This is a genomic window from Microbacterium caowuchunii, assembly GCF_008727755.1.
GTDB lineage: Bacteria > Actinomycetota > Actinomycetes > Actinomycetales > Microbacteriaceae > Microbacterium > Microbacterium caowuchunii.
The window spans coordinates 578,208-590,676 of record NZ_CP044231.1; the positions used below are offsets into that span (position 1 = coordinate 578,208).

Genomic DNA, 12,469 nt, shown 5'->3' on the forward strand with positions numbered 1-12,469 from the left:
TGGGGGGATGACGAAGAACTCTGTGTGGACGATCCTGGCCGTCATCGGAGCGATCGTGATCGCCTGGTTCCTGGTGAACGTGCTGTTCTCGCTGGTCGCCTTCGTCGTCAAGCTCATCCTGGTGGCCATCGTCGCCGTCATCGTGTACGTCGTGATGCGGGTGTTCGTCGGCGGAAGGGACGATCGCCGATGACGGACGGGGGCACCGCTCCCGATCGGGTGACCGGGGCACACCCGGTCACGTCCGACATCGCGCTGACGCCCGCCCGCCGGTGGCGCGCCTTCTGGGTGTGCGTCACGGTCGCCGCGATCACGATCCTCGACCTCAGCAAGGTCAACGTCGCGCTGCCCTCGATCGAGGCGGCCTTCGGGGCGGGCGCGACGGAGCTCCAGCTCATCGTGTCCGGCTACGTGCTGACCTTCGGGCTCTTCCTCGTCCCGATGGGCCGCATCGGCGATCAGCGGTCCCGGCGGGCGCTCTTCATCATCGGCCTCACCGTCTTCACGCTGGCCAGCGCCGCCTGCGCCGTCGCCCCCAATGCGACCGTCCTCCTGGTCGCCCGGCTCGTGCAGGGCATGGCTGCGGGCACGCAGATGCCGCAGGTGCTGGGGCTGATCCAGCAACTGTTCCAGGGCAAGGAGCGCGGCCGAGCCTTCGGGCTCTTCGGCGCGACCATCGGGGTGGCCACCGCGTTCGGCCCGACTCTCGGGGGACTGCTCATCGCCCTGGGCGGACCTGCGGACGGGTGGCGCTGGATCTTCTGGATGAACCTGCCCCTCGGGGTGATCGCGATCGCGCTCGCCGCCTGGATGCTGCCGAACACGCGGACGCGCTCGCGTCGCCCGCTGGCCCTGGATCCGGTCGGTGTCGTCCTCTTCGGAGTCGCGGTCGTGGCGCTCATGTTGCCGTTCCTGTTCACGACCGGAGCACGCGACGACGATCCTCGGCGGTGGTGGCTCCTCGTGCTGTTCGTGCTCGTGGCAGCCGGTTTCGTCGCCTGGGAGCGCCGCTACGCGAGCCTCGGCAAGGACCCGCTGATCCCGCTGCAACTGTTCCGGGTCGAGTCCTATCGCAACGGCACTCTGCTGCAGGCGATGTACTTCGCCGCGGCTCCGCCCATGTTCCTGCTCACCACGCTCTACCTGCAGGGCGGACTCCACATCGAGCCGGTGTTCGCCGGGATGGTGACGATCGGCTTCGCCCTCGCCAGCGCGCTCTCGAGCTGGTTCGGCGGCATCCTCGTCAACCGATTCGGGCGGGCGATCGTCGTCTGGGGGCTGGGACTCGTCCTCGTCGGGGTCACCGGGCTCGTGGCGACCGCGATCTACGTCCCGGACGAGGCGACGCCCTACGTCATGGCGGCCGTGATGGTCGTCGCGGGAGTCGGCGGAGGGCTGGTCATCTCGCCGAACCAGACCCTGACCCTCGCCGACATCCCGGTCCGCCAGGGCGGCCTCGCCGGCTCGGTCGGACAGCTGGCGCAGCGCATCGGAACCGCCGTCGGCATCGCGATCGCCCTGGCGCTCTTCTACGCCACGATCTACCGGGAACAGGGCGAGGTCCCCGACGCGGTCGTCTATCACGACGCCTACGGGTTCGGGATGCTCATCGCCGGCATCGCCCTCGCCCTCGCGTTCGTGGTGGCGCTCATCGACCTGTCGGCGCGCCGACGGTCGGACAAGCTGGCCCACGCCGCATCCTGACCCGGGTGTGACCGCTGCGGCTCAGCCGCCGTTGGAGACGATCCCGATGATGCCCGAGGCGAGCATGTAGACCCCTACGGCGCCCACGACCAGCCAGACCCCGACGCGCGCGGGCGACGGCTTCTTGGGGCCGTCGCCGGGGCCGCCGGTCGGATCACCGGGTCCACCACCGAGGAAACTCACGTGTCCGAGCGTAGCGGAGCCGCGCCGCACCCCCGCGCGCCGGGTGCAGAGCCGTCAGGCGGCGATCAGGACGAGGGCGACCACGCCGAGACGCGGTCCAGCTCGGCGAGCTGTTCGCCGGTGAGCTCGATGCGGGCGCTCGCGAGCAGGTCCTCCACCTGCTCGACCTTCGACGCACTGGCGATGGGTGCGGCCACCGTCGGCTGTGCGCGCAGCCATGCCAGCGCCGTGGCGGCGATGGATGCATCGTGCGCTGCGCCGATCCGTTCGAGCGCGTCGATGATCCGCAGGCCCTCCGTCGTCGCGTACTTCGCGGCTCCCCGTGCGCGGGGGGAGGACTGCTCGTCGGCGACCGTGGAACGGTACTTCCCGGTCAGGAACCCCATCGCGAGGCCGTAATAGGGCACGAGGGACAGGCCGAACTCCTCGGCCAGGGGGATGATCGTCTCCTCCACCACGTTGCGGTGGACGAGGTTGTAGTGCGGCTGGATGGCGACGGGGAGGTCGGCGCCACCCGCTTGGGCGAGCTCGACCCACGATCGGATGCGGTCCGCGGTGAAGTTGGAGAGCGCGACGTAGCGGACGAGCCCGTCACGGACGAGGTCGTCGAAACCGGCGACGATCTCCTCCATGGGCACGTCGGGGTCGTCGTAGTGTGCGTAGTACAGATCGATCGTGTCCACGCCCAGCCGCGTGAGCGAGGCCTCCGCCGCTGCGCGCACGTTCCGCGGGGAGAGACCGGGGAACTCCGGGTGCCGGCTCACCTTCGTGGCGACGACGACGTTGCGCGGCCGGCGCGCGGCGAGCCATTCCCCGATGATGGTCTCGCTCTCGCCGCCCCGGTGACCGGGGACCCAGGCGCTGTAGGAATCGGCGGTGTCGATGAAGTCGCCCCCTCCGCCGTGGAACGCGTCTAGGATGCGGAAGGACTCTTCCCGGTCGGCCGTCCAGCCGAACACGTTGCCGCCCAGGGAGAGCGGGAAGACGTCGAGGTCGCTGCGTCCGATGCGGGTCATGATGTCCTTCTGCGTGGAGGGGGCTCTGCGGTCCCAGTCAAGCAGGCAGTGGGCCCGTCCGGGGAGCCCCTTCCGCACGGTGGCGGGATGGCCCGCGGAGGGTGCCGGCCGTAGGCTGGTGACACGCGGTCTCCCCCCACCGCAGAGCCCCGGAGGTCCCGATGGAACCCGTCGTCCTGAAAGCCCCCGCCGGCATCGATGCGCGTCTCGGGTGGGATCCCGCGGTGACCCCGCACGATCGAAAGCGCATCCTGGCGCGCGGCATCATCGGCGCCCGCCTGGGCATCGATCCGGCCTCCGTGCGCCTGGAGCGCGAGCCTCCCACGACCTTCGGCCACCACACCCGTCTGATCGCCTCGGTGGACGGGAAGGAACTGCCCCTCGTCGTGACCGTGGCCGAGTTCCGCGCCGCCACCGTCGTCGCCGTCAGTGACCACGGCATCCGGGTGGGGATCGACCTACGGGACATGCATCCGGACGCCGATCTGCGCGCCGCCATCCGGTCCCACAGTCGCCTCTGGGAGGGGTCGACCGACCTGGACTACCTCAACCACTGGACGAGGGTCCAGGCGGTGCTGGCGGCTGACGGGCGGGGGATGCGGGTGCGCCCGGAGCTCGTGGTGCTGGACCAGGGCGGGACACGCGGCTGGACCCCCGACCGGCCGACCCGTTACCACATCGTCGATCTCTCCCGGAACGCTTACGTCATCACCCTGGCCTACGCCGCCGGGAACGCCGAGGATTCCCGGCCGGACGGAGCGCTCAAGCGGAGGTGACCGTCTCGGGCAGGGCGGCGTCGAGTTCGGCGAGCCAGGCCCGGGCGTTGCCGTCGCTCGGCGCCCGCCAGTCGCCGCGTGGCGACAGCGACCCCGCCGGGGTGACCTTCGGTCCGTTGGGCAGAGCGCTGCGCTTGAATTGCGCGAACCCGAAGTAACGACGCAGGAACACCCGCAGCCAGCGCGCGATGGTCTCCAGATCGTAGGTGTAGCGCTCGTCCTCCGGGAATCCCGCGGGCCAGGCGCCGACATCCGGATCCCGCCACGCCTGGGCTGCGAGGAAGGCGATCTTCGAGGGCCGCATCCCGAATCGCAGGACGTGGAACAGCGTGAAGTCGTGCAGCGCGTAGGGGCCGATGGTGTCCTGGGTGGACTGCACTTTGCCGTCCTCGCCCGCGGGGACGAGCTCCGGGCTGATCTCGGTGTCCAGGACGGACTGGAGGACGTCGATCGTGCGTTCGTCCACCCCCTCCCGTGCGGAGATCACCCAGCGGATGAGGTGCTGGATGAGGGTCTTCGGCACGCCCGTGTTCACGGAGTAGTGGCTCATGTGGTCGCCGACGCCGTACGTCGCCCATCCCAGCGCCAGCTCGGACAGGTCCGAGGTGCCGATCACGATGCCGTTCCGGTGGTTGGCGAGCCGGAAGAGGAAGTCCGTGCGGACCCCCGCCTGCACGTTCTCGAAGGTGACGTCGTAGACCTTCTCGCCGTTCGCGGCCGGGTGGCCGATGCCGGAGAGGATCTCCGTCGCCGCGGGGCGGATGTCGATCGTCTCGATCGTCGCTCCGATCGCCTGCGCCAACTCCACCGCATTGTTGCGGGTGTGGTCGCTCGTCGCGAACCCGGGCATCGTGTAGGCGAGGATGTCGCTGCGCGGACAGCCGAGCCGGTCCATGGCACGCGCGACGACGAGGAGGGCGTGGGTCGAGTCGAGGCCACCGGAGACCCCGATGACGGGCCGCGGCTGCCCGATGGCGGTCAGCCGCTGCTCGAGCCCGGAGACCTGGATGTTGAACGCCTCGTAGCAGTCCTGGGCCAGGCGCGCCGGGTCGTCCGGAACGAAGGGGAAGCGGTCGAGCTCCCGGCGCAGGCCGATGTCGCGGGCGGGCGGGTCCACCCGGAAGTGCACCGTGCGGAAGGCGTTGACCCGATCCGCGTGCGTGCGGCGATTGTCGTCGAACGTGCCCTGACGCAACCGGTCCTGACGCAGCCGGTCGAGGTCCACGTCCGCAACGGAGCGGCGTGGCCCGTCCGGGAACCGCTCGGTCGTGGCGAGGAGCCGGCCCCCCTCGTAGATCATCGTCTGGCCGTCCCAGGACACGTCGTTCGTCGACTCGCCCGTGCCGCCCGCGGCGTAGGCATAGGCCGCGAGACAACGGAGGGACTGGGATGCAGCGAGCAGTCCGCGGTCGTCGGCGCGGGCGATCGTGATCGGGCTGCCGCTGAGGTTGAGCAGCACCGTCGCGCCCGCGAGCGCGGCCTCCGCCGAGGGCGGGATCGGCACCCAGAAGTCCTCGCACACCTCGGCGTGCACGACGAGCCCGTCGACGTCGAGCGCCTCGAACAGCAGGTCCGGGCCGAACGGTGCGTACAGGGACCCGACCCGGATGTCCTGGCCGGCCTGGTCGTCGCCCGGTGCGTACCAGCGGCGTTCGTAGAACTCCCGGTACGTGGGTATCGCCGACTTCGGGGCGACGCCGAGGAGCTCACCCCGATGGATGACGACGGCGCAGTTGTACAGCCGGCTGCGGTGACGCAGGGGAGCGCCGACCACGAGCATCGGAAGGAGGTCCACGGATGCCTCGACGAGGTGCTCCACGGCGCGTTCCACCGCGTCCAGCACCGGGTCCTGCAGGACGAGGTCCTCGATCGAGTACCCGCTCAGGCCGAGTTCCGGGAACAGGGCGACGGCGACCCCGTCCTCGTGGCACCGGCGCGCTTCGGCGAGGACCGACTCCGCGTTGGTGGCGGGGTCGGCGATGCTGACCGGCACCGTGCAGGCGGCGATCCGGGCGAATCCATGGCGATAGGAGCTCTCGAAGGGCAGACCGGTGCTCATCCGCCCAGTCTGTCAGGTCTGCCGTCGGCAGTCCGGGGGGTTGTCGGGGGCCGCGGCTAGTGTCGAGGAGGAAGGGAATGCATGCGTTACATCGAGCCCCACGAGGGCGAGCCGGGCAGGATCGTCTGGAGTGCGAGTGATCTGAAGGCCGCGGCGGAGTGCGAGTTCGCATGGATGCGCCAGATCGACGCGCGCCTGGGGCGCCTGCCCGCAGTTCCCGACCCGGAAGACCTGATGCTGGAGCGTGCCGCACGCCTGGGCACCCAGCACGAGGTGGCCGTCCTGGAGCGCTACCGTGCGACGTACGGCGCGCGCGTGACGGAGATCCGCGAGGCGCGTTCGGGTGATGCGGCGGGAATGGCGGCGGCCGTCGCGGACACCGTCGCGGCGCTCGCCGACTCCGATACCGACGTCGTCTATCAGGCGGCCTTCCAGACCTCGGACTTCGTCGGCTTCGCCGACTTCCTCGTGCGCGACGAGAACCGGGCCTGGGTGGTGCAGGACACCAAGCTCGCCCGGCATGCGCGGGTGACGGCGCTCATGCAGCTCGCGGCATACGCCGATCAGCTGGATCGCCTGGGGGTGCCCAGGGCCGGGGTCGTCGAACTACTGCTCGGCGACGGCAGCGTGAGCGTGCACCGGGTCGACGACCTGTCGCCCGTCTACGCGCTGCGCCGGCGGCGTCTCGCCGCCCTGGTCGCCGACCGCGACCTCCCTGCCGGTGCCGCCGGCGAGCCCATCGCCTGGGGTGACGACCGGGGCCTGCAGGTCATCGCGTGCGGGCGGTGCCCCACCTGCGAGCTCGAGGTCGTGGCCTCCCGCGACCTGCTGCTCGTGGCCGGGATGCGTCCGGTGCAGCGGGAGCGTCTGCGTCACGCGGGCATCCGCACGATCGACGAGCTCGCCGAGGCGACGGAACCGCCCGAGCGCATGAGCGCCGACGTCTTCGGGTCCCTGCGCACGCAGGCCCGGTTGCAGCTGGCGAGCCCGGCCGGCGTGCCGACCGCGGACGGGGCGACCCCGACGGCTGCTCCCACCTACGAGGTCGTGCTGCCGCAGGCGCTCGGTGCCCTGCCGCGGCGCGATCCGGGCGATCTCTTCTTCGATTTCGAGGGAGACCCCCTGTACACCGAGGGGTCCGGGACGGACTGGGGCATCGATTACCTGTTCGGCTGGGTGGACTCCCGCGAGCAGTACACCGCGCTGTGGGCGCACAGCTTCGCGGACGAGAAGACGACGTTCGAGACCTTCGTCGACATCATCGAGATGCGGCGTCGGCAGTTCTCCGGCATGCATATCTACCACTACGCGCCCTACGAGCCCACCCATCTCCTGGCGATGGCGAGCCGCTACGGGACCCGCGAGGCGGAGATCGACCGGATGCTGCGGGACGGCGTGTTCGTGGATCTGTACCCGGTGGTCCGCCGCGCCCTCCGGGTCGGGTCGCGGTCCTACTCGATCAAGAAGCTCGAGCCGCTGTACATGGGCGACGATCTGCGCACGAGTGACGTGCAGCGCGGGGACGACTCGATCGTCCGTTACGTCGAAGCGCGTCTGCTGCGCGACGCGGGTGACGAGGCCGCGGCGAAAGCCATCCTCGACGACCTCGCCGAGTACAACCGGGACGACTGCGTCTCGACCCTGCGGCTGCGCGACTGGCTCGTCGACCGCGCCCGCGAGGCGGGTCTGTTCCCCGCCGCGGATCCGTCCGCCGGAGAGTTCACCTACGAGGCGTCGCCGCGCTCGGTCGCCCTCTCCCGCCGCGCCGAGGAGACGGCCGCGCAGGTGATCGCGGCGGGCGGCGACGAGGAGACGGACGCCGACACCGTGGCTCTCCGGCTCGCCGCCGCTGCGATCGACTACTACCCCCGGGAGGCGAAGACCTTCTGGGCGTCGCACTTCCTGCGGCTGCGCGAGCCCATCTCCGTCTGGGAGGACACCAGGGACGTCATCGTCCTGGACGCGGCGCGCTGCCGCGTCGTGGAGGACTGGCGTGCGGGGGAGGGGAGGGCCAGATCGCTCCGCCGCCGGATCGAGCTGCACGGCGACCTCGCCCCCGGGACCCGTCTGAGCGTGGGCGGGCAGCCGTTCCTGCTCTATCCGCTTCCCGCTCCGTTCCCCGTGGTCCCCTCACCGCGCTGGATCCACGCGGCGCGCACCGTGCGAGTGATCGAGGTGCTCGAGGACGGTGTGATCGTGGAGGAGCTCGCCGCGGACGGGGAGACATGGCGGGACCTGCCGATCGCCCTGACGCCGTCCGCTCCGCCGTCGGCCGGTAACCAGCAGACCGCCATCGACGCGTGGGCGGACACCGTGCTCGATGCGGCACCCGGGTTCCCCGAGGATGCGGCGACCGACATCCTGCGGCGGGTGCCGCCGCGGACCGGCGGGCGGGGTCTCGCGGTCTCGGACGGTGACGACGTGGCCGCCGTCACCCGCAGCATCCTGGCCCTGGATCGCAGTTACCTCGCCGTGCAAGGACCTCCCGGGACCGGCAAGACGTACGTCGGCTCGCACGTCATCGCGCGCCTCGTGCGTGAGCACGGGTACCGCGTCGGCGTGGTCGCACAGTCGCACGCGGTCGTGGAGCACATGCTCGACCGGGTCGTCGCGGCCGGTGTGCCGAAGGCGTTCGTCGGCAAGGCGCTGAAGGATCCCGAAGCCGCGCCGTCGGTGTCGTTCACCGCGATCGAGAAGAACGGCCTGGCGGCCTTCACGGAAGCCCGGCCGGGCGGGTTCGTGGTGGGCGGGACCGCATGGGACTTCAGTCACCAGGGCCGGATCCCCCGGGGCAGCCTCGATCTCCTGGTGATCGACGAGGCCGGGCAGTTCTCGCTGGCCTCGACGATCGCCGTGTCCGTGTCGGCCCAGCGTCTGCTCCTGCTCGGGGACCCGCAGCAACTCCCGCAGGTCAGTCAGGGCACGCATCCGGAGCCGGTGGACACCTCGGCGCTCGGGTGGGTGATGGACGGTGCGGCCGTGCTGCCCCGCTCCTTCGGCACGTTCCTCTCGCGTTCCTGGCGGATGCATCCGGCCGTGGCGCGGCCGGTATCACTGTTGTCCTACGCCGGGGAGCTCGCCTCCGCGCCGTGTACCGCGGAACGCCACCTGACCGGTGTGGCCGCGGGCGTGCATCCGGTGCCCGTCGTGCACACCGGCAACGCGGTCTCCTCCGCCGAGGAGGCGTCGGAAGTCGTGCGCATCGTCCGTGACATGCAGGGACGGACGTGGACGTCGTCGGACGAGCGCGACGGGGTCATCGAGACCCTGCCGTCCCGTGAGCTGACCCTCGACGACATCATCGTCGTCACCCCGTACAACGCGCAGCAGGTGGAGGTCGAGGAAGCGCTGGCGGCGGCGGGGCTGACCGGGGTGCGGGTGGGCACGGTCGACCGCTTCCAGGGGCAGGAGGCGGTTGTGGCGATCGTCTCCCTCGCCGCGTCGTCCGGGCGAGACGCGCCGCGCGGGCTCGAGTTCCTGCTGCTGCAGAATCGACTCAACGTCGCCGTGTCACGCGCGCAGTACGCCGCCTTCGTCGTCTACTCCCCGGGCCTGCTGGACGACCTGCCGCGCACGCCGGAGGGCGTGGCACGGTTGAGCGCCTTCGCGCGGCTGGTCGGCGAGGACGGCTGAGACGCGGTCGACGAACCGGGGCCGACGTGCGGGGTGGCGGCCGTCGGCCGCGCGCTCAGACGGTGCCGTAGAGGCGGTCGCCGGCGTCGCCGAGTCCGGGGAAGATGTAGCCCTTGTCGGTGAGGCGCTCATCGAGCGCTCCGAGGACGAGCGTGACGTCGCGGTCGCCGACCTTGCGCTTCATCGAAGCCACCCCCTCGGGGGCGCCGAGCAAGCAGATCGCGGTGACGTCCTGAGCGCCACGGGCGAAGAGGAACTCCACGGCCGCGCCGAGGGAGCCTCCGGTTGCGAGCATCGGGTCCAGGACGAAGCACTGGCGGTCGCTCAGGTCGTCCGGCAGGCGCTCCGCGTAGGTGGCGGGTTCGAGTGTCTCCTCGTTGCGCAGCATCCCGAGGAAGCCGACCTCGGCGGTGGGGAGGAGCTTCACCATGCCCTCGAGCATCCCGAGTCCGGCGCGGAGGATCGGCACGACGAGCGGACGCGGCTCGCTGATCCGAACCCCGGTCGTGGCGGTGACGGGGGTCTCGATCTCGACCGACTCCACCTGCACGTTCCTGGTCGCCTCGTAGGCGAGGAGGGTGACCAGCTCTTCCGTCAGCTGCCGGAATACCGGGGAAGGAGTCGACTTGTCGCGGAGGACCGTGAGCTTGTGGGTGATGAGCGGGTGGTCCGCGACGTGCAGGCGCATGGTTCCAGGCTACGGCACACGGTTAGCCTGATGTGATGACCCTGCCCGTGACCACGTCCGACGACGCCGCCATGCGCCGGGCGCTGGTGCTCGCGGAGGAAGCGGGAGCGGCCGGTGATGTGCCGGTCGGTGCCGTGGTGATCGACGCATCCGGACGTGTCATCGGAGAGGGCCGCAATGAGCGGGAGGCCACCGGCGACCCCACCGCGCACGCGGAGGTCGTCGCGCTCCGCCGGGCAGCGGAGGCGACCGGATCATGGAACCTGGACGGCTGCACGCTGGTGGTCACTCTCGAGCCCTGCGTGATGTGCGCGGGGGCGGTGCTGCAGTCCCGCGTCCCGCGGCTCGTGTTCGGGGCCTGGGACGACAAGGCCGGCGCGGCCGGCTCGATGTACGACGTGGTTCGGGATCGGCGCCTGCCGTACCGAGTCGAGGTCGTCGCGGGGGTCCGCGACGAGGAGGCGTCCGCCGTCCTCCGCGCGTTCTTCGACGCGCGTCGCTGAGGGCCCGACGAGGATCCGCGTCAGCGGGGCAGCAGCGGCAGCACCTCGGTACCGAGGTACTCCAGCTGGGCGAGGTCGCGCATGTCCATGAGCTGGAAGTAGATGCGCTGGGCGCCCAATGCCCGCAGGCGCTCGACCTTGGCGGAGATCGCGGCGGCGTCGCCGAGGATGTCGGTGCCCCCGGCGGTCTCCGGGTCGATTCCCACCGCTCCAGCGCGGCGCTCCAGGTCGCGGCGTGATCCGGCGGCGATCGTCGGCAGGGCGACGGAGAGGAGGAGGTCGTCGGGGTCCCGGTCGATGGACCGGCAGGCGTCCCGGACGACGGTGAACTTCTCCGCGATGACGTCCTCCGGTTGGAAGCCGATGTTGAACTCGGTCGCGAACCGCGCGGCGATCGCCGGCGTCCGGCGGGGGCCCGCTCCGCCGACGATGATCGGGACGCGCGACTGCACGGGCTTGGGAAGCGCGGGGGCGTCCTCCAGCCGGTAATGCGCACCGTCGAACCGGAACGTCTCGCCGACGGGCGTGCGCCAGAGGCCCGTCACGATCGCGAGCTGCTCCTCCAGGAGCGCGAAGCGCTTCTCGGGGAACGGGATCCCGTATGCGCGGTGCTCGGCCTCGAACCAGCCCGTGCCGAGCCCGAGCTCGACCCTCCCGGCCGACATGGCGTCGACCTGGGCCACCTGGATCGCGAGGATGCCGGGGGTGCGATAGGTCACCGACGAGACCAGCGTGCCGAGCCGGATGCGCGAGGTCTCCCGAGCCAGGCCGGCCAGTGCGGTCCACGCGTCCGTGGGTCCCGGGAGCGGGTCACCGGGTCCCATGCGCAGGTAGTGGTCGGAGCGGAAGAAGCCGGTGAAGCCGAGGCGCTCGGCCAGCTGCGCGAAGGCGAGCTGGTCGTCGTACGAGAAGCCCTGCTGCGGTTCCGTGAAGATGCAGTACTGCACGGCTCAGTGGCCGCTCGTCGGGCGAGCGGCCGCGGAGGGGGCGGCCGCATCCGCACGATAGAGGTCCGGTTCGAGGTAGATCACCCGCGCCACCGGGACGGCCGATCGGATCCGGTTCTCCACCTCGTTGATGTCCGCTGCGACGTCCGCGAGCGGCTTGTCCGCGTCGAATCCGAGCTTGGCGGCGACCAGGAGCTCGTCGGGACCGAGATACAGCGTCTTCATGTGGATGAGGCGGACCCCCGCGGCCCCGCCGATCGCCGCGGTGATCGCCGCGGCGTCCGCCCGGGTCGCGCCCTCGCCGACCAGGAGGCTCTTGGTCTCGATCCCGAGCGTGACGGCCACGAGGATGAGGAGTACACCGATGGCGAGGGTGCCGATGGCGTCGAAGGTGGAGTTGCCGGTGATGGCCGTCAGCCCGACACCGAGGAGGGCCAGTACGAGTCCGAGCAGCGCGGCGATGTCCTCCAGCAGCACGACGGGCAGCTCCGGAGCCTTGGCGTGCCGCACGAACGCGACCCAGCTCTCGCCGGGTTTCCGCACGAGGTTCGATTCCTTGACCGCGGTGCGCAGCGAGAACGACTCCAGGCCGATCGCGATGATGAGGACCCCGATCGGGATCCACACGTTCTCGAGCTCATGGGGGTGGGTCAGCTTGTCGACGCCTTCGTAGATCGAGAACAGGCCGCCCACCGAGAACAGGATGATGGCCACCACGAACGCGTAGACGTAGCGTTCGCGCCCGTATCCGAAGGGATGCTCCTCGTCAGCGGCACGTCGTGCCCGGCGGCCGCCCAGCATCAGCAGCAGCTGATTGCCGGAGTCGGCGACCGAGTGGATGGCCTCGGCGAGCATGGATGCCGACCCGGACAGCAACCAGGCGACGAACTTCGCGATCGCGATGCCCATGTTCGCCAGGAAGGCGGCCAGGATCGCCTTGTTACCGCCGGATGCACTCAT

At 70.8% G+C, this 12,469-nt stretch carries 11 protein-coding genes; 5 read left to right on the plus strand and 6 right to left on the minus strand.

From position 1 onward, the window contains the following. The first annotated feature begins 7 nt into the window (after positions 1–7). Entirely contained in the window at positions 8–193 is a 186-nt protein-coding gene (locus F6J84_RS02675) for a hypothetical protein (RefSeq protein WP_150971149.1), read from the plus strand. Then, positions 190–1,704 (plus strand): MFS transporter, encoded by a 1,515-nt coding sequence (locus tag F6J84_RS02680; RefSeq protein ID WP_150971151.1) that lies wholly within the window; start codon positions 190–192, stop codon positions 1,702–1,704. The genes F6J84_RS02675 and F6J84_RS02680 overlap by 4 nt, the downstream gene beginning before the upstream one ends. 21 nt (positions 1,705–1,725) lie before the next feature. Here the strand turns inward: F6J84_RS02680 and F6J84_RS15415 are convergent, their stop codons facing one another. Continuing rightward, entirely contained in the window at positions 1,726–1,887 is a 162-nt protein-coding gene (locus tag F6J84_RS15415) for a hypothetical protein (RefSeq protein WP_191621819.1), read from the minus strand. 65 nt (positions 1,888–1,952) lie between these two features. Continuing rightward, positions 1,953–2,903, minus strand: a complete 951-nt coding sequence (locus F6J84_RS02685) for an aldo/keto reductase (RefSeq protein ID WP_150971153.1) — start codon at positions 2,901–2,903, stop codon at positions 1,953–1,955. Between the two features lie 161 nt (positions 2,904–3,064). On the opposite strand from F6J84_RS02685, the gene F6J84_RS02690 reads away from it, so the two are divergent. Next, positions 3,065–3,679 carry a 4'-phosphopantetheinyl transferase family protein gene (locus tag F6J84_RS02690; RefSeq protein WP_150971155.1) on the plus strand — a complete coding sequence of 205 codons (615 nt, stop codon included), beginning with the start codon at positions 3,065–3,067 and terminating at the stop codon, positions 3,677–3,679. On the opposite strand, the gene F6J84_RS02695 is transcribed toward F6J84_RS02690, so the two are convergent. Beyond that, a complete protein-coding gene (locus tag F6J84_RS02695) occupies positions 3,666–5,738 on the minus strand; it encodes an NAD(+) synthase (protein WP_150971157.1) in 2,073 nt (690 codons plus the stop codon). The two genes, F6J84_RS02690 and F6J84_RS02695, sit on opposite strands and share 14 nt — an antisense overlap. Positions 5,739–5,819: 81 nt before the next feature. Between F6J84_RS02695 and F6J84_RS02700 the strand changes: the two genes are divergently transcribed. Continuing rightward, a complete protein-coding gene (locus tag F6J84_RS02700; protein WP_150971159.1) occupies positions 5,820–9,371 on the plus strand; it encodes a TM0106 family RecB-like putative nuclease in 3,552 nt (1,183 codons plus the stop codon). Positions 9,372–9,426: 55 nt separating this feature from the next. Here F6J84_RS02700 and upp read toward each other — a convergent pair whose 3' ends face one another. Continuing rightward, positions 9,427–10,059, minus strand: coding sequence for a uracil phosphoribosyltransferase (gene upp, locus F6J84_RS02705; RefSeq protein ID WP_150971161.1), 633 nt, complete (start codon positions 10,057–10,059; stop codon positions 9,427–9,429). Positions 10,060–10,094: 35 nt separating this feature from the next. Between upp and tadA the strand changes: the two genes are divergently transcribed. After that, positions 10,095–10,562 carry a tRNA adenosine(34) deaminase TadA gene (tadA, locus tag F6J84_RS02710; RefSeq protein ID WP_224785944.1) on the plus strand — a complete coding sequence of 156 codons (468 nt, stop codon included), beginning with the start codon at positions 10,095–10,097 and terminating at the stop codon, positions 10,560–10,562. A 20-nt stretch (positions 10,563–10,582) separates the two neighbouring features. Here tadA and F6J84_RS02715 read toward each other — a convergent pair whose 3' ends face one another. Both F6J84_RS02715 and F6J84_RS02720 read right to left on the minus strand, forming a co-directional pair. Then, positions 10,583–11,509, minus strand: a complete 927-nt coding sequence (locus tag F6J84_RS02715; protein WP_150971163.1) for an LLM class F420-dependent oxidoreductase — start codon at positions 11,507–11,509, stop codon at positions 10,583–10,585. Positions 11,510–11,512: 3 nt separating this feature from the next. Then, on the minus strand, positions 11,513–12,469 hold the full coding sequence (locus tag F6J84_RS02720) for a cation diffusion facilitator family transporter (RefSeq protein WP_150971165.1): 957 nt from the start codon (positions 12,467–12,469) through the stop codon (positions 11,513–11,515).